Raw genomic sequence first — 19,492 nt, forward strand, 5'->3', positions numbered from 1 at the left:
TAAAAAGATGAGTTTTGGTCACGCGAATTTCAGCTGACCCAGAACAATTGATTAGGCAACTAACTCGATTTGGCCCGTCTCTAGATTATAGTATCCGCCAACTATTTTCAGATTTCCTTCTTGAACTAATTGTGTGAGAACGGGAGAACTTTTCAAGTTTTCAATTTGTAGTTTGACATTCGCTTTTACTGCTGTTTCTATGGTTTGATTTGCTTGAATTGCGGGTTTAATTGCATCGATAATGCTGCCAATCTTACCCGGAACAGCGTTGCCATCAATGGTCGCTTGAACAGCACCGCAATTTTGATGTCCGATGACCATTAAAACTTTTGCTCCTAAAACTAAAGTCCCAAATTCTAAGCTACCAATTTCTTCAGGAGTTGCAATGTTTCCAGCATCTCGAACGACAAAAATATCTCCCAATCCCTGATCAAAAATAATCTCAACCGGTACTCGTGAATCTGCACAACTGAGAACCGCAGCAAAGGGATTTTGACCTTGAGCAACTTCTGTGAGTCGAACTGTACTTTGATTCGGATTTTTACGTTTGTTCGTCACAAAACGCTGATTCCCATCCATCAAGTTTTGCAACGCTTCATCAGGAGTCATGTTTTTATTTGTAACAGCAGATTTCGGTTGTTCTGAATCACAACCCACTCCTGCTATTAAACTTGCTGTTCCCAATGCAACCGCACCAAACTTTAATAATTGACGGCGAGAAAAGTCCTGAAATTGATCGGTTGTTTTCATTTGTTTGACTGCTCAAATTTTTTGGATTCCCGATGATGCAACCCAAATTTTCTCCTCTCTAAAAAAGATTAAAGGCGAGGATTCCTAAGATCACCGTAACTCCCACAACAATTGTTAGAGCATAAAATTGAGTTTGTCCCGTAACGTTATAGCGCAAACTCTGACCGCCAAAAATCGTCGCAAAACCGACCAAATTGACAAAACCATCTACTAAATAACGGTCAACCCAAGACATCACCTTAGAAACCGAACCCACAACCGCAATAATCGTCAAACGATAGAGTTTTGCGGTGTAAAAATCGTAAGCAAAAAAGTCTTGAATAGCCGGCACGCTCAGTTTAACAGGTTTTTGCCAATTGTCATTGATATAAATCAAACAACCCAGTCCAAAACCCGCCAAAGTTGACAACAGCAACACACCCACAACGGTTTTATTAATCGTGTCAAATCCGGGTAATAAATCCCAAGTTGCTAACAACAAAGGAACGTGCAAACACAATCCCGCCAAAAACGTCATCGGCAAAACTAAAGCCCAAAGACCTTCGGGAGATCTCACCGTCATTTGTTTGGGTTTTCCGGTAAAAATCAAACCAAATTCTCGCGTTAAACTAAACGCCGTCAAACCATTAACAATTAACACCGTCCAAGCCACAGCCGGCTGTGTAGTCCAGAGATTTTCAATTAATTGCTGTAGCGTCCAAAACCCCCCCAAAGGTGGCATCGCAATTAAAGCAAAAACCCCGACAATAAAACACAATCCCGAAATCGGACGGCGCGACCACAAACCGCCATATTGGGTTAAATCTTGGGTAATATTATTGAGGATAATTCCCCCCGTACTCATCACCAACAACGCCATCGATAACGAGTAGGTCAATAACAACAGTAAAGCCGTTTCCGGGTGTCCGCTTCCCACCGCCACAAATGCGATTCCCATGTAGGAACTCACCGAGTAAGAAATCCCCCGTTTAATGTCAATTTGAGCGATGGCAATTAAACTCGCACCCAAAGCGGTTGCTAACCCGACAAATATCGCCGTTGACATCACCGTTGGGGAGAGGGCTAAAACCGGTTGCAACTTCACCAATATCCAAGCCCCCGACGCCACCACCACCGCATTCCGTAAAATGGTACTGGGAATGGGGCCTTCCATCGCTTCATCTAACCACAAATGCAAAGGAAATTGAGCGCATTTACCCATCGGTCCGGCTAACAAGGTTAAACCCAATAATGTGGCAACTTTGGGGTCAATATTAGCCGAGTCCGCCCATTGGGCCAATTCTGGAAAGTTCCAGGTTCCCGCCAAAGGATACAGCGCCACAACCCCCATTAATAAGAATAAATCCCCCACCCGTTTGGTGAGAAACGCATCTCTGGCGCCTGTGACAACCAACGACTGGTTAAACCAAAAACCGACTAACAAATAGGTTCCAAGCGTCAGAATTTCGAGGATAATGTAGCTGTAGAATAGGGAATCGCACAGCACCAAAGCCGAGAGTCCCGCTTCAAACAAGCCGAGAAGACAATAAAATCTCGCCCATCCCCAATCCATTTCCATGTAACCAACGGCGTAAATTTGGGCGAGTAAGTTTAACCCCGTAATGACTAATGTCGCCGCCAAGGTGACAACAGAAATATCTAAGGGAATGGAAAAATCCAACTCGGCAACTTGTAAGTAAGGAATAATTAGTTTTTGGGCGGGTTCACCCCAAACGGCGTTTAGGGCAAATAAGCCGTGCAGAAACGCAATCAAGGTCATCAATATATTCAGATAACCCGACGGTCTTGGCCCGGTTCTGCGGATGATTCCCGGCGACCAAGGAATCGATATGATTGCCCCCAACAAAGGATAACAGGGGATTAACCAAATGGTTTTTACAAAAAATTCTGACATCAATGTTTCCTCAACGTCCTGTTTAAGTCGTTAACTATTGAGTAAATGAGCAAATTCGCTACACGAAACAAGAGTGTTGAGTCCATCAACCTCTAAAGTTCTATGGGTTTGTCCCTGTGGGGACCCGAAAGACTTGATCTTTACTGGATTAACCGAGTCGGTTAGAAAGCCGGTCAGAAAATTGACATAGACTTTACAAAAAGATATCACAGTTTGACATAGATTTTAATCTATAGTTCGTCCCCCAGTGAACATAAAACTGAGAAATATCGATGATGGCTTGGTTTACGAAAACTTATCAGTTATCGCCGTTGAAGGGGTGGCGTTGATATCGACTGATTCTCAATCCTCGACGGTGCAATGTTTTCCTCTGTCTGCGATTCGCGGTTCTCTCCCGTCCGGCTGCGATCGCATCTATCTAAGGGATGAATTTATTTTACTTCAAACAAGCGCGATCGCTCTCCAACTCAAATTCGCAAAAAAACCAATAAGAAATGTAAAAAACTGGTTTCGGTATTTATACTGAGGAGTTATAACAGAATTGTGCAGAAAAAGCAATTTCTAATCCAATCGTCCCTATCATTTCCCAGGTTGTGCATTGCCAGGACGATAGAAACTAATCTGAAGTTTTTCAGCATTGTAAATAACAGATACCCAATCCAGTTTAGTGTACTTCTAAGCTCAAAGTCTGAAGTCTTTTGAGAGCAAAACTTTTCAGAAAGAGTAACAAATTTTGAGTCAATTGGATGGGGTCAGCAATGAAATTTTGACAGCATCATTGAGGGAGGCTGTGTTATGGTTTTTGCTGCTCAAAAATGCCTTTCTAAAAACTCAACATTTGACATTGAACGGGCAAGAGAATTAATTCCCAGGCTCGAAGTCGCATCAAAGGAATACGATCAATATAAAGAATATCAGACAATCCCTTCCCCTCAGAGAATCAACACGCTTGTTTTGTAGTTGTCTTGAAACTCGTTTATTTTCAATCACTTTAAGCGAATTTAGAGGTAAAAACCATGATATTTTCTTGGTCAGACTATATTTATGCCGTCGCCACAACCAACAAAATTCCCCCAGAATGTGGTAAACTGCGAGTCGTTCAGTTAGCGCAAGCCATCCTCGAATCAGCAGGAGGAACCAGTACACTCTTTCAAGAAGCAGGAAATCCTGGCGGACTTCAATGGCGAGAGCATATTGACGATAACTATTTAGAAAAAATCACAGAAAGGGTTTGGTTGAAAACTCCCAGTCAACCCGAAGGTTGTTATTGGTGCCAATGGAAAACAGCAGAACACGCGGCGATGGGATACTGGCGGTTTATTGATCGTCCAAACTCTCCCTATTCAGGATGGAAACTATATCTTAACAATCCTGAAGGCTACTTACAGCATATTTGGGAAAAAGGCTACGCCACCGATCCGAACTATGTTAATAAAGTCAAAAAACTATTTCCAGAAGCACAAAACTTACTTCAACAATACAATCAAAAACAGCAATCACCAAATCCTCAACGGACGTTCAAAATAGCAATTATGCCAGGACATGGAGGCAGCGCTCCGGGAGCCGTTAACCCCGATTTGAACATCTGTGAAAAAGATTATAACTGGAAAGAAGCCGTTGAAATTAAAACTCGTTTAGAAGATCGCGGCAATTACCAAGTTATAATTTGTAGACAAGAAAACGAATTACCGACCCTTGCCACATTGCAACAACGAGCTAATAATATTCAAGCTGATGTTTGTCTGTGCCTTCACCATAATGCTTGCAATCGAAAAGCTCAAGGTTGGTGGTTATTTTATGCCAACAATAAACCCCAATTTGAGACGTTTATCCAAATTATGGATCGGCATTTCCGTCAACTTCCGTTAACACCTCGCGGATACGAATATGTGAGCGAACCTTTTACTGAAGCTTGGCGAAAAAACGTCTGGAATTGTATTCATAGCTGTCAAATGCCCACCATTTTGTTTGAAAGTTGCTTCATTGATAATAACGAAGATGCTCTGTGGTTAACAAATGGCGGCTATCAGGAAATTGCCGATAAAATTTGTGCGGGAGTTCAAGAGTATTTAGAAAGTAAAATTGCTCAAAACCTACAATCAGTAAAATTAGTTGTTGTTAACGATCCTAATGGCCCTTTAAACGTTCGTTCGGGACCGGGAACAAACTTTCAGGTTGTCTCTAAGTTAGACAATAATACAACCTTGACCGTGATTAATCAGGCTTTGGATAATCAAGGAAGGGTTTGGCTGGAGATTAGTTCTCCTTGTTCCGGTTGGGTCTTCAAATCTTTAACCTCAGAAGTGATCGGCGAACAAAATCAACCCGCACCCTCAGCAATGTCTGAAAGCGAAAAATATGACTACTATTGTGATATTATTACTCGCAATGGTGGACGCTTGCACAACCGAAATTTGATCTCTTTCCGCAAAGAAACTAGCACAAAAGCGAATAACTGGGACGGTCGTTACGATGATATTACGGTAATGATTTGGAAAGATAACTCTGGTAAACACGTTCGTCAATATACCTCCAACACAGAACCTTCTTCTCAATATGAAGATTGTTCCGATCCCCGGGCCGACCGCGGCCCTATGGGTGTGGATGCAAATGGGGATGGAAAACTCGATTTAGGCCGTTTACCGGCAGGTTATTATGAATATGAAACGGGTTATAGCGAAAAACTGGGTAAGGTGTTGCGTCCGACCCAACCCGTGATGCTTGAACGAGATACCAATCATAACGGTATTTTTGAACCCTATGAACCCGATGCCAGTGCAGGAAAGTCAATCCTATTCCATCAAGGTACACTTACCAATCCTGTCAGCGCCGGATGTCAAACCCTCAATCCCAGTGAATATAGCAAATTCTGGAATGACTTAAATCGTGACGGGAATCCGGGTATTATTGGTTATACCCTGGTCAACTGGTGTTAATAGGATATCCGGTTAATTAATGGGTGTTATGGGGTGGGTTCATTACAGTTTACAGTGATCAGTTATGCAGTGACCAGTCAACAGTAAACAGTCAACAGGTTACAGGTTATAGATTACAAAGTGATTGCTGAAAACACGCTCTAATTGATAACTGAAAACACACTCTGACTGTTCACTATTCACTGTAAACTGTAAACTGTTTAAACCCGCCCCATCCCCATAACAGAATTAATCAACCGCTAAAAACCCCTAAAAAGGAATCGGATCATAATCGGGGTTTTCTGGGTCACTGGGAGGCTCAAAATCGGGTTCGGACTCCTCCATTTGAGAAGGCGTGGGTTGCATCGGTTCGGAACCCGAAGAATTCGCCGGCGCCGATGAATTGCGGTTCCGAGAACTTAATTGAACCACATTACTCGGAGCCGAAACCATTTCTGACATTCCCTCATTATCATTAGAGGAAGAATTGCTCGCCCCCAGATCGAGTATATAAATCTTTTGGGCGGTGAGTTCGGCTCGTTTTTCCTTAAACCCTTCCGGTCGATCAATAGTATTCATACCCAAACGACCTTCAACAATCACATGATCGCCTTGATGGTATTTTTCATTAATTTCTTGAGCCAAACTCCCCCATCCGACAACCTTTAACACCGCAAAGGTATCATCGCGCAAATTGGGAAACTTCACCAACATTTCCGCTATAGGAATCTGATTATCGGCCGTGTAGCGCAGTTGAGGATCTTGTACGATCTCTACCATTAAAATGCAATTATTCATAGCTTGAGATTCAGTAGTGGTCTGTTCGGGGTTCTTCCCGATTTCAATCGGGGTTTACCAGTAGAGACATTGCACACAAAGCCTCTACAAAAGTTCAGAATGATTTCTGAGTCAACACCTATTTTATTCTACCTGACTCAAATGATAATCTTGATCATCTCGATTAATACCTTGAGATTGATTGACAAAATCTTGTACCAGATTGCGAAATTCTCTGAGCGTGGTATCGACCCAATCGCGATCGTGACTGTTAGCATAGAGATGAACCAATGGTTCACCCGCATCCGGTAAAACCAAAATCCAGTTATCATCTTGGAAATTCAACAGCTTCACCCCATCGATCAATTCTAAATTCTCAGTGGCGTGAGTTTCCACCAAATGGCGCATCAGAGTTCCCTTAACCGTCCAGGGACAGCGAACCGTGTAGCGACGGTGAATCACATAAGGTAAATCCGAGCGAATTTGAGCCAACGATCGCTCTTGAGTCGTCAACATTTCCACCATTTTAGCGATCGCAAACATCGCATCAAACCCCGGATGAAACTGGGGAAAAATAAAACCCATCTCGCCACTACCCCCCATCACCACATTCGGGTTAGTGTGACAAGCTTCCATCAAAGCAGTCGGATTGGCTTTGGTGCGAATCACCTTCGCATCGTGACGGCGAGCAATCTGTTCGATCGCCGAAGACGCATGAACCGGAACCACAACCGCACTTCTGGGATTGGCGGTGAGAACCATATTCACCATCAAAGCCGTCAGCAGTTCTCCGCGAATGGGACTTCCGGTTTCATCAACCAGAATAAACTGTTCGCCGTTGGCATAAACCTGAACCCCAAAATGCGCCCGCAAAGCTTCCACCACGCGGCTGAGTTGATCGAGGAGATTTTCTCGTTCTCGGTTAGAAACCGAACTCTGACTCAAACTCGCATTGAGTACCACCGCATCACAGCCAAATTTAGCCAACAACCGGGGTAAAATCGCCCCAGAAACCGCATAAACATAATCGATGACAATTTTAGCGTTGCTGTGGCGCAAAGCTTCCACATTCAAATGTTTCTCAAAACTGATGCTGTAATTATCCACCACTTCTGCCGGATAAACCACATTCCCAATTTCGGGAATTTGCGCCCGTCGCAAATCTTCTTTAAAATAAGCCCCTTCAATTTTTTTCTCTTTAGCTTTGGTGATATTAATCCCCTTATTGTCGAGAATTTCGACTAAAATTTGGTCAGCGCGATCGGGAGAAAGACGAACGTGCAAGCCGCCTGCGACATTGAGCGTCGGAATCACCGCCCGGGCGACAGGAATAGCAGTCGCTTCAAGATTAAACACATTAACCCCCACCGACATTAAACCCGAAATCAGCGATCGCGTCACCATGCGAGAAATCCCCCGCTGATCGCGAGATACCGCCACCGTCGCGCCATGTTTGAGGGTCGAACCATAAGCGGCGCCCAATTTCACCGCAAATTCCGGGGTAATATCAATATTGGCTAACCCCTGAACCCCCCGCTGTCCGAACAAATTCCGTTTGGCGGTATTGCCCCAAATCAAGTTAATATTGAGCGTGGCGCCCGATTCAATTTTTTTGCTCGGCCAGACCCGCACACTGGGGCTAATTTGGGCTTCTTCCCCCACCGTCGATAAAGAACCCACAACCGCCCCTTCCAACACGTGGGCGCGCCGATCTACCCTTGTTCCTCGGGCAATCACACAGGCCCGCAGATGCACATCATCGCCAACGATCGCGCCATTCCAGATAATGGGGCGTTTAATATTGGCATCGGCACCAATGGTAATATTATCGCCAATCACCGAACCGGCGGCGATTTCCGCTCTCGGTCCGATGCGACAATTGCGACCAATTAAAACCGGAGTTTCGACAATGGCGGTATCATCAATGTAAGTATTTTCGCCCAACCACAAACCCGGCGATCGCTCCTCATAGACAACATCGAGTTTAACTTTACCTCTCAAGGCGTCGTATTGGGCTTCTCGATAGGCATCCAAATGACCGACATCGCACCAGTAGCCATCGGCGACATAACCGTACATGGGAATGTCTTTTTCCAGAAGTAAGGGGAACAAGTCTTTAGAGAAATCGGACTCTTGATTGGCGGGAAGATAGTTCAAAACTTCCGGTTCAAGAATATAAGTTCCGGTGTTGACGGTATCGGAGAAAATTTCACTGGTGGAAGGTTTTTCTAGAAATCGGCGAATGCGATAATTTTCATCAGTAATTACCACACCAAATTCTAGAGGGTTGGGAACCCGAGTTAAGACCAATGTAGCTTTTGAATTGTGTTGTAGATGAAAATCAATCGCGGCGCCGAGATCAAAATCAGTAATACAGTCACCGCTGATCACCAAAAAAGTATCATCGAGAAGTTCGGCAATATTTTTCACACAACCTGCGGTACCTAAGGGTTGATCTTCTTCCACCGCATAGGTCATCTGCACCCCAAAGTCGGTACCATCGTGAAAATATTCTCGCATGACATCCGGCAGATAATGAAGGGTAGCAATCACTTCATAGATTTGATGTCGTTTGAGTAAATTGATAATATGTTCAGCAATGGGGCGGTTGAGAATAGGCACCATCGGTTTGGGGAGATCGCAGGTTAACGGTCTCAGTCGTGTTCCCGATCCACCAGCCATCAGCACTGCTCGCATAGATCCTCCAAAAGTTGTCTGCGTGTTGTTAGAATTGGGCTTGGCTCACTCTGGTTGAATGGAAGTAAGATCCACCCGGCCGAACCCGACTCGTGAAAGTATCCCTCTTTTTTTTGCGCGCACGGTAGAAGTTCGACCTTAACCCGGAACCTGTTGAGAGCTAAAACCTCTAGACTGACTCGGTTCGCGAGTCTACCCCACGCACCGCCGCCGATCGCGGCGGTGAACGGATGACCGTGATTTGAGCGAACAACGCACCGAGGGAACTTGGGCGAAGATTGATGAGCATCACTGTGCCGCGTTTTCAAGGTGCTGGCATCGAGAAGCCCTCTGGCCGGGCGCACATAAATCCACCTCTTGCCTAGCGTTAATTTTATCATTCCCTTCGTTGATCCCTGCCGTTGGTCTACAATTGCACCCCCAATTGCACCCACCGACGGCCAACCCCAGTCCGGCTCGAAGGTTGGGGAAAATCTCGCTCACCCTTGACTAAAACTGCTAAAATAGAGGTAACTTTTGCAGCGGGTTGCGGTGCAAACTTTTACCTTGACTGACAACAATATCTAGAGAGTAACGATCATCATGGGTTCGCTCATTACAATTGCTTTATTGGCTCTCTACGCAGGTGGAGTTTGGAAGTTCTGGAATGGATTTGAGCAAACTAACTTTGTCAAAAGCTTCGAGAACCGTGTTTACCTGTCGTTGCTGTGGCCTGTGTTATTTACAGCTAACCGCTCCTATCGGAAAAACTTTACCAAAGCGTTGAAAGGATCGAAGCGGTAACTCGATCAATAGATGACAGTTGCAGCGCGGGGAACTTGCGTCTGGGCTGTCCCATCTGATATTCTAGCCTCTAACTTGGGAAAATTCATCTCCATCGCTGAGTTATTCGGGCTTAGTTGGGCTGAGAAGTTCCACCAGTTCACAGTCAGCCTCAAGCTGAATCGCTCCCATTCGAGTCAGTTCGATCCAGGAGTCTGGCATCTTCCCACCCCTTCCACTGCACTTAAGGGGTTGCTGTGATCAATAAGCTTCTACGAAGACTCAAACGCAAGTGGCCCGACGCGACGGAGTTCTCAATTGTCGCGACTTCAACATTGATCTTGACGGCGGTTCTACTGGCGGTCAATCATTTCGGAGGCTTCCAATCTTTAGAACTGTTCGTTTACGATCAGATGATGCGGTTGCGGGGCAGTTTCTCACCCGATCCGCGAATTTTAATCGTTGGTATTAGCGAAGACGATATTCGCTCTTTTAACCGCTTACCCCTGTCCGATGAAGTGATCGCCCAACTGCTGGAAAAATTATTAGAACTTGAACCCTCTGTCATTGGTCTTGACCTCTATCGTGATATTCGCTACGAACCCGGATATCAGCAACTCGTTGAACAACTCAAATCTCCCAAAATTATCGCGATCAAAAAATTGGGAGATACAGAAGGCGTTCCCCCGCCTCCAACGGTTCCGCCCGATCGCGTTGGGTTCAATGACTTAGTATTAGATCCCGATAACGTGGTTCGCCGCAACTTAATCTTTGCCGACGCCCCCGAAGGCACCTCATTTTCTTTTTCTCTAAAACTCGCTCTCAACTATCTTCAAGCCGAAGGTATCCAGCCGAAAAACGATCCGGACGATCGCGATCGCATTCGTTTGGGAGAGGCGGTGTTTTTACCCCTACAAAGCAACTCCGGCGGATATCAAAATATTGACGCCCAAGGTTATCAAATTCTATTAAACTACCGTTCAGAATCAGATGTTGCCCGCATCGTCAGCGTTTCTGATGTCTTAAACGGATCAATTGAACCGGACTGGGTAAAAGACAAAATTGTGTTAATTGGCACCACCGCCCCCAGTGGAAAAGATCTGTTTCTCACCCCCTACAGTCCCGGAAAGAAAACCACTCCCAAAACTCCCGGTGTGGTCATTCACGCCCAAATGATCAGCCAAATTCTCGATGCGGCTACCGGAGAGCGACCTTTATTTGAATTCTGGCCGCAATGGATAGAAATGGTCTGGATCAGCAGTTGGGCGGCGATCGGGGCGACTCTGGCTTGGTTGAGTCGTCATCCGTTGATTTTAGTCTTGGGGAGTCCCCTATTACTGGGGATTTTATTTGGCTTGTCGTTGATGCTGTTTCTCAACGCCTACTGGGTTCCGGTGGTCAGTCCTGGTTTTGCTTTTATCTTAACGAGCGCTATCCTAATTTCCTATCGCGCCTTTCAAGCCCAACGCCAACAACAGGTTATGATGCGCCTACTGGGTCAAAATGCTTCTCCTGAAGTGGCACAGGCGTTGTGGAGAAGTCGCGATCGCCTGTTAGCTGATGGCAAGTTACCCGGTCAAAAGTTAACCGCAACTATATTATTTACCGATATTCGCAACTTTAGTACCATTTCTGAACAAATGCCACCCGAAAATTTGTTAGAGTGGCTTAACGAATATCTTGCCATGCTCACCCAGTCGGTTCACAACCATCACGGCATTATCAATAAATTCACCGGCGATGGCATTATGGCGGCTTTTGGTGTGCCGATGGCCCGTGTCAGCGAGAACCAAATCGCCCGAGATGCTTATTCTGCCGTTTGTTGCGCCTTGGAGATGGGTGAACAACTGCAACGGTTAAATCAAGAGTGGCAACCCAGAGGTTTACCGGTGATTCAAATGCGGGTCGGTATTTTTACGGGTCCCCTGGTTGCCGGCAGTTTGGGCGGTCGCGATCGCTTGGAATATGGTTTACTCGGAGATAGTGTTAATATTGCTTCTCGTTTGGAAAGTTGTCAAAAAGAACGTCAATCTAGTGTTTGTCGGATTTTAATTGCTTATCAAACTTTACAATATATTCAGGATAAATTTGAAGTGGAATCTTGGGGGTTGCTACCGTTAAAAGGTAAACAGCAAATGGTTGATGTTTATCGGGTGATTCGTAAGTATTAGGCAGTTTACAGTTTACAGTTACCAGTTATCAGTTAAGAGGCAACAGGCAATTTTGCTATAGGCAAGAGTTTTGTAGGGGCGGGTTCTACATCAATCTATCTTACTCACCAAATAAATTACATAAACCCGCCCCCACCCCACACCTACCAATATACCGGGGCGGGTTTATATTAGTTATCTGTGGGAAATGATCAATTGACTCGGAACCCGCCCCTACATAACATCCAACATACCGGGGCGGGTTTATATTAGTAATAGGCAATAGGTAATAGGCAATAGGCAAAAGTTTTGTAGGGGCGGGTTCTACATCAATCTATCTTACTGAGAAATAACTTACATAAACCCGCCCCCGCCCCACACCTAACACACCAGGGCGGGTTTATATTAGTAACAGGCAATAGGCAAGAGTTTTGTAGGGGCGGGTTCTACGTCCATCTATCTTACTGAGAAATAACTTACATAAACCCGCCCCCACCCCACACCTAACACACCAGGGCGGGTTTATATGGGTTATCTGTAGGACATGATAGATTTAAACAGAACCCGCCCCTACAAGACCTCACGAGTTCTGCTATATATTGAACTGTAACGGGTTTGGCGATTGAGTCCGATGAAAAAGCCGGCGATCAAAATTTTAGTGGTAGAGGATGATAACCTACTCGGTGCGGGTTTGAGAAAGCTGTTAGAGGCTAATCATTATACTGTCGAGTTGGCAACTGATGGAGAACTCGGACTGACTCTCGCTTCGACGGTTGAGTACGATCTGATTTTACTCGATGTCAATCTTCCCAAGCGAAACGGAATTAGTATCGTGCGACAATTGCGATCGCAAGGTTTCCCCAAACCGATTTTACTCCTAACCGCTAACAATTCCGATGCTGATATGATAGCGGGGTTTGATGCGGGGGCGGATGACTATGTTAATAAACCCTACCAACCTCAAGTTTTGTTGGCGAGAATGCAGACTTTATTGCGCCGTAGCGGGGTTGTTTTTAGCAATAATTCTACTCAACAGCCTTCGACTATTTTAAGCTGGAAAAACCTGGATTTAGATTTTTATTCCGGTCGCGTTACGATTGACGATCGCGTAATTTCTATGACCGCCACCGAATTCAATTTGCTGAAATTGTTTTTACAATATCCCGAACGGATTTTTAGTCGCAATGCTATTTTAGATCGGCTTTGGGGATTTGATAATGCTCCCACCGATCGCGCTATTGTTACTCACATGAAAGATATCCGCAAGAAACTAAAAGCGGGCGGGTTAACTGAAGACATGATCGAAACGGTTTATGGGATGGGATATCGCCTCAAACCTTGCCCTCCACCGCCTAAATCTGCGGGTCATACTTCCTCATCTGAAAATAATCATCCAGAAGAAATACAATCTAAAATTAACAATATTTTTGAACAATTTCGGGGCAAGTTTAACGAAAATTTTGCCGTATTAGAACGGGCAAACTTGGCAGTTTTAGCTGGAAAATTAGACCCGGAATTACAGAATAATGCCCGGGCAGAAGCTCATAAATTGGCGGGGTCGATGGGTTCTTTTGGATATCCCGAAGCTTCAAACCTTGCCCGAAGTCTCGAACATCTTTTAAGCAAAAATCCTCCTTATCCCCCGGAAGAAATTACTCTGTTTTCTCAAAGGATCGCGGCATTAAAGCAAGAATTGGCAAAACCTCCCGTTCCCACAAATGTTTCTGAAATCGCCAAGATTTCCCATGCTAATCTCTTGGTTATTGATGATGATAAAGCTTTAACGGATAGACTCAAAAATGAGTCGGAATCTTGGGGCTTTAACCCGAAAATTGTTCCGAATTGTAGCGGCGTTCTCTCGCGAATTGGAGTTTTCAAACCCGATGTTATTTTGCTCGATTTAAGCTTTCCAACAACAGAAGAAGATGGATTAATCTTACTACAAGAACTTACGGAAGAATTGCCCGATATTCCTGTTATTGTCTTTACCGGACGAGATAGCCTCGCGGATCGTTTGGCGGTTTCTCGTTTGGGTGCGAGACAATTTCTCCGTAAACCCGCAACTCCCGAACAAATTTTTCAAGCCATTAGTCGGGTTTTACATAAAACTGAACCCCTGGAAACTAAAGTTTTAATTGTTGATGATGACCCGGCAATATTAGCCCATTTATCAACAATATTAACGCCCTGGGGTGTGAAAGTGATTACCTTAAACGAACCCCAACAGTTTTGGAAAATTTTAGGCAAAACTTCGCCCCATTTAATTATATTAGATTTGGAGATGCCATTCGTGAGCGGACTGGAATTGTGTCAAGTTGTACGACAGGATACGCAGTGGGGAGATTTGCCGATTTTAGTCGTTACCGGTTACACTGATTCAAACTCGTTACAGCAAGCTTTTCGGGCGGGTGCTGATGATTTTATTACCAAACCTGTACTCGGTCCGGAACTGGTTGCACGGGTACTCAGCCGCATTGAACGCCATCTCAAAATGTAGCAGGATCAAAGCAGTTGGTGGATGCTATTTGCAAAAATTGAAAAGCCTTGTTAAAAAAGTTGAAAACTCAAATGACAGTTGTGAAAAGGTCATATAATAGTAACACAAAACCCAGTCATTGATATTTTGTACCTTAACAATCTGACCAAGACAACTTTTTCACATTTCAGATCATGCGACTTTCAATCTTGTGATTTGGGCGCTTTAGCGCAACAACAAATATGGGACTTACTCGAACCTTTTTACCCTACGGAATCGCCTTTTCCTTCATAACAATCGCTTTCCTGCTGACCGCTTGGCTAGAACCGCTCATCTTTCCGATTATTACTCCGCTTTTTTATATTGCCATAATCCTAAGTAGCTGGTCTGGCGGTTTTCGAGCGGGAATGGTTGCGATTGTCCTGTCAACTCTCGGAATTAGTTATTTTTTTATTCCCCCCCGCAATCAATTCTGGGTAAATCAACCCGAGAATTTATTGGAGTTAGGACTTTTTCTGATCGTCGGGATAATGATTAACCTGGCCATTAGCAATCTTCGGGAGAGCAAAAAAAAACTTGAACGACTCAAAGAACAATTAACCCAAGAAAACAGCCAACAATTGCGGATGGCTTTATCGGCGGCGCAGATGGGAATGTGGGACTGGAATCTGGTCACGGGAGAGATTGAATGGTCGCCCGAACACGAACAATTGTTTGGGTTAACTCCGGGGAGTTTTGATGGGAAATATGAGACATTTGATGGTTGTATCCATCCCGAGGATCGACCCGGTATAAATCAAGCCGTAGAGCGATCGCTAAACAACAAAATACCCTATTATCACGAATATCGGATTATTTGGCCCGATGGTAACATTCACTGGATAGAAGGACGGGGACAGACGGTTTATGATGCTGAAGATCAACCGGTGCGGATGATAGGAACGATCATGGCGATCGACCAACGCAAGCAAGCAGAAACGTTGCTTCATCAGCAATTTGAACAACAGCGTCTTGTACAGGAAATTACCCACCGCATTCGCCAATCCCTAAATTTATCGGAAATACTGCAAACGACAGTAGAAGAAATCCGTCAACTTTTGCAAACTGATCGGGTGATAATCTTTAAATTTACCCCCTACTGGAGGGGAACAGTTTTGGTAGAATCCGTTGGGCCGGAATGGACGGCAATTTTATCGACGGAGATCTACGATCCTTGCTTTGCAGAGGAATATATTCAACCCTTTAAACAAGGTTTAGTCACCGCAAAATCTGATATTTATGAACCCCGAATTCAAGAGTGTCACCTGCAACTGTTAGAAAGTTTTCAAGTTCGAGCAAATCTCGTTGTTCCCATTATCAACGGGGAAGAACTTTGGGGATTATTAATTGCTCATCACTGCGCCGAACCCCGTCCGTGGACAGATTCAGAAATTTCGCTGATGCGACAGCTAGCCCTGCAACTGGGAATTGCCATTCAACAAGCCAATTTATTTGAACAAATACAAACCGAATTAAACGAACGTCGCCGGGTGGAAGCCGCCCTGCGGGAAAGTCAAAACCAGCTTCAGCGACAACTGACTGAAATTGAAAGCATTTACCGTTCCGCTCCCATTGGTTTGAATATTTTAGATACCGAACTCCGTTTTGTGCGAATTAACCAGCACCTAGCCGAAATGAATGGTATTCCTGTAGAGGATCATATTGGTCGCACCGTTGGCGAGTTGCTTCCCGAACTGGCTGAGAGGGCAGAACCCCTGTTAAAATCTATTATAGAAACGGGAGAACCGCTTTTCAATGTGGAAATTAACGGGGAAACTCCCGCCCAACCCGGAGTGAAACGAACCTGGTTGGAGAGTTTTTTACCTTTAAAAGATGGCGATCGCGTGATTGGAATTAGTACGGTTTGCGAGGAAATTACCGATCGCAAAAAAGCCGAGATCGCGCTGCGAAAATCGGAAGAACGCTATCGAATGCTATTTGAATCGATTGATGAGGGGTTTTGTGTGATCGAAATGTTGTTTGATGACCACAACAAACCCGTCGATTTTCGCTTTTTGGAAGTGAATCCCACATTTGAGAGACAAACCGGACTTCAACAGGCTCTCGGTAAAACCATACGTGAATTTATTCCCAATCTCGAACCCGAGTGGTTTGACATTTATGCTGAAGTCGCACTGACGGGGGAAGCGATTCGGTTTGAAGGTTATTCCGCAGTTCGGAACGGTTGGTTTGATGTTTATGCGTTTCCAGTTCCGGAGAAATCTAACCGCAAAGTTGCTATCGTTTTTCAAAATATCACCGAACGCAAACAAGCAGAAATTCAACTCAAACAACTCAATACCGAACTTGAGGAACGGGTAAAAGAGCGCACAGCAGAATTGGAGGAAACCAACGAACGCCTGAGAGACGAGCTTGATTATCGCTTGAAATTACAACAAGAATTGCTGAAACGAGAACAATTGTTAGATGCTTTTTTTAATGCGGCGTCATCGGCTAATATTGGATTATCAATTCGCGATCAAAACTTGCGATATCTCAAGGTTAATCAAGCTTTGGCTGAGATTAATGGCGTTCCCATTGAAGACCATATCGGAAAAACAGTCGAGGAGATTTTATCCTCCGATATGACAACAATTGTGACGCCTCTATTGCAAAGGGTGATTGATACCGGAGAAGCAATTCGCCGTTTGGATGTATCGGGTATAAATCCCGATCGCCCGGAATTGTTGAATTATTTTCTGGTTTCCTATTTTCCGATTTTTTCAGAAACTCAACAGGCGATCGCCGTCGGTGCAATTGTACTGGATATCACCCAACGCAAACGGATAGAAGAAGCTTTGCGACAGCGAGAAGCCCAGTTTCAATCTTTGGTTGCTAACGTCCCCGGCGGAATTTATACTCTGGTTTACTCGCCCGATGGTGTTGCTTGGTTTGATTATGTTAGCCCCGCTTTTCAAGGAATTTTTGAGTGGGAACCGGAGGATATTTTAAACAATATTTCTTTGGTTTTTAATCAATTTTATTCCGAGGATGTTGGGGCTTTAAAGGTTTTGGTCAATCGCGCTTTGAACAGTTTAGAAATATTCGATCACGAATGGCGGATTATGACTCCATCCGGTCAGTTAAAATGGCTTCACGCTCGCGCAGTTCCCCACCGCGAAGAGAATGGGAATATTGTTGTCTATGGAATGGTTCGCGATATTAGCGATCGCAAACAAGCGGAAATAATTCTACAACAGCAAGCCCGACAAGAACAGTTACTTTTTAGTATTACTCAAGCGATCCGTCAGTCTTTGGATCTCAATGTTATTCTCAAGACTGCGGTGACTCAAGTTAGACAAACTTTAGAAGCGGATTGGGTGCTGATTTATCGCTTCAATTCTAATTTTAATGAAAATTTTATTGTAGAATCGATTGATGAAAATTGGAGAGATAGTCTAGAAGATTATCAGTTAACCGTTCAACAAAAATGGATAATGTTGTTTGTTCAAAAAACTCTTACTTATTATAATTATCACAATAAAATGACTATAGTTCCGGATATTTATCAAGCCCCGATTTCCCTGTATAACCTCAAAATATTAGAACAGTTTAAAGCTAAAAGTTATATCGAGTTTTGCATTTTTTCAGGAAATAAAATATGGGGTTTATTCCTGGTTTTTCAAAATTCTAAACCTCGGAATTGGGAATCTTGGGAAGTCGCACTACTCGAACAAATTTCGGATCAACTGGCGATCGCGATTCAACAATCACAACTTTGTAGTCAACTTCAGATCGAACTTTATGAACGCCAACAAACAGAAGCGGAGTGGCGAGAAGCGGAACGACGTTGGCGATCGCTGTTGGAGAATGTACAGTTAATTGTGGTTGGGCTGGATTTGGAGGGAAATATTAACTATGTCAATCCTTTTTTCTTGCATCTGACTGGATACACAGAATCGGAAGTTTTAGGACAAAATTGGTTTGAGAACTTTTTACTGGCTTCGGAACTACCGGAAGTCAACAAAGTTTTCTCAGGAATTTTAGCGGAGAATGCTTATCCTTATCATCAGAATTATATTTTGACCAAATCGGGGGAGGAAAAATATATTGCTTGGAATAATACGATGCTGCAAGATTCGGGAGGTGAAGTGATCGGCTTAATTAGCATTGGGGAAGATATCACCGAACGACAAAAAATAGAAGAAATAAAAAATGAATTTATTGGGATTGTTAGCCACGAACTTCGCACCCCATTAACTGCAATTCAAATGTCACTGGGATTGTTAAATACCGGGATTTATGAGAAAAAACCCGAAAAGTTTCGACGGATGATTGAGATTGCTCTGCTCGATACCAATCGCTTAGTGAATCTGGTTAATGATATCCTAGATTTAGAGCGCTTAGAGTCCGGTCGGGCGATTTTAGATAAAACGGTTTGTCAAGCCGCAGATTTGATTCAGCAAGCCATAGACGGAATCCAAGCGATCGCGACTCAACAGCAGATTACCTTGTCGTTTACCCCCACCGATGCCGAAGTCTGGGCGTCACCCGATGGGATTATTCAAACCTTGACAAATTTACTGAGTAATGCGATAAAATTCTCCCCGCCCAATTCTAGGATTGATCTGAGTGCAGAATCTCAAACCGACTGTGTTTTATTCAAAGTCAGCGATCGCGGACGGGGGATTCCAGCCGATCAGCTAGAAGCGATTTTTGGCCGATTTCAACAAATAGATGCGTCCGACTCCCGTCAAAAAGGAGGAACCGGTTTGGGGTTGGCAATTTGTAAGAGTATTGTTGAGCAACATGGCGGGAAAATTTGGGTAGAAAGTCGCATCGGTGAGGGTAGCACATTTTTCTTTACAGTACCCTTACCTTCACAAGAGAGTTTGTAGGAGGGTCAAACCTGTTGCTGTGATTAAACCTGAAAAAGTTGTGACAAATTGGCATCCGTTGACAGAGAAAATCTCTGAAATTTTCCAGCGAAATACCTGGACTTTAATCCTGGTGTTGGTGCGAAAATGATATGATCCGGTTGATTAATCGGTGTTATGGGGCGCACAGAAATGGTTGACTATTTTTTCTCTCT

Annotated in this window: 10 protein-coding genes; 6 read left to right on the forward strand and 4 right to left on the reverse strand. The window is 44.2% G+C overall.

Annotated features, from left to right (window positions below; translation table 11 throughout):
• Nucleotides 1–51: 51 nt before the first annotated feature.
• Both ACL6C3_RS08325 and ACL6C3_RS08330 read right to left on the reverse strand, forming a co-directional pair.
• Complete coding sequence (locus ACL6C3_RS08325) at nucleotides 52–750, reverse strand: carbonic anhydrase (protein WP_413166694.1); 699 nt, start codon at nucleotides 748–750, stop codon at nucleotides 52–54.
• Between the two features lie 58 nt (nucleotides 751–808).
• Nucleotides 809–2,644, reverse strand: coding sequence for an NAD(P)H-quinone oxidoreductase subunit F (locus ACL6C3_RS08330; protein ID WP_413166695.1), 1,836 nt, complete (start codon nucleotides 2,642–2,644; stop codon nucleotides 809–811).
• A 795-nt stretch (nucleotides 2,645–3,439) separates the two neighbouring features.
• Here ACL6C3_RS08330 and ACL6C3_RS08335 point away from each other — a divergent pair.
• The gene (locus tag ACL6C3_RS08335) at nucleotides 3,440–3,604 is read left to right on the forward strand and encodes a hypothetical protein (protein WP_413166696.1); all 165 of its coding nucleotides are present in this window, start codon (nucleotides 3,440–3,442) and stop codon (nucleotides 3,602–3,604) included.
• Between the two features lie 56 nt (nucleotides 3,605–3,660).
• Nucleotides 3,661–5,580 carry an N-acetylmuramoyl-L-alanine amidase gene (locus ACL6C3_RS08340; protein WP_413166697.1) on the forward strand — a complete coding sequence of 640 codons (1,920 nt, stop codon included), beginning with the start codon at nucleotides 3,661–3,663 and terminating at the stop codon, nucleotides 5,578–5,580.
• 249 nt (nucleotides 5,581–5,829) lie between these two features.
• Here the strand turns inward: ACL6C3_RS08340 and ACL6C3_RS08345 are convergent, their stop codons facing one another.
• Together ACL6C3_RS08345 and ACL6C3_RS08350 are read right to left on the reverse strand one after the other, a co-directional pair.
• Nucleotides 5,830–6,357, reverse strand: a complete 528-nt coding sequence (locus ACL6C3_RS08345) for a single-stranded DNA-binding protein (RefSeq protein WP_413166698.1) — start codon at nucleotides 6,355–6,357, stop codon at nucleotides 5,830–5,832.
• A gap of 123 nt (nucleotides 6,358–6,480) precedes the next feature.
• The gene (locus ACL6C3_RS08350) at nucleotides 6,481–9,033 is read right to left on the reverse strand and encodes a sugar phosphate nucleotidyltransferase (RefSeq protein ID WP_413166699.1); all 2,553 of its coding nucleotides are present in this window, start codon (nucleotides 9,031–9,033) and stop codon (nucleotides 6,481–6,483) included.
• Between the two features lie 582 nt (nucleotides 9,034–9,615).
• Here ACL6C3_RS08350 and ACL6C3_RS08355 point away from each other — a divergent pair.
• From ACL6C3_RS08355 to ACL6C3_RS08370, 4 genes are all read left to right on the forward strand, one after another.
• On the forward strand, nucleotides 9,616–9,816 hold the full coding sequence (locus ACL6C3_RS08355) for a hypothetical protein (RefSeq protein ID WP_413166700.1): 201 nt from the start codon (nucleotides 9,616–9,618) through the stop codon (nucleotides 9,814–9,816).
• Nucleotides 9,817–10,052: 236 nt separating this feature from the next.
• Entirely contained in the window at nucleotides 10,053–11,966 is a 1,914-nt protein-coding gene (locus ACL6C3_RS08360) for a CHASE2 domain-containing protein (protein WP_413166701.1), read from the forward strand.
• Between the two features lie 610 nt (nucleotides 11,967–12,576).
• The gene (locus tag ACL6C3_RS08365) at nucleotides 12,577–14,442 is read left to right on the forward strand and encodes a response regulator (protein WP_413166702.1); all 1,866 of its coding nucleotides are present in this window, start codon (nucleotides 12,577–12,579) and stop codon (nucleotides 14,440–14,442) included.
• A gap of 221 nt (nucleotides 14,443–14,663) precedes the next feature.
• Nucleotides 14,664–19,298 carry a PAS domain S-box protein gene (locus tag ACL6C3_RS08370; RefSeq protein WP_413166703.1) on the forward strand — a complete coding sequence of 1,545 codons (4,635 nt, stop codon included), beginning with the start codon at nucleotides 14,664–14,666 and terminating at the stop codon, nucleotides 19,296–19,298.
• Nucleotides 19,299–19,492: the final 194 nt, after the last annotated feature.

This window comes from Capilliphycus salinus ALCB114379, assembly GCF_047276495.1.
Classification (GTDB): domain Bacteria; phylum Cyanobacteriota; class Cyanobacteriia; order Cyanobacteriales; family Microcoleaceae; genus Capilliphycus; species Capilliphycus salinus.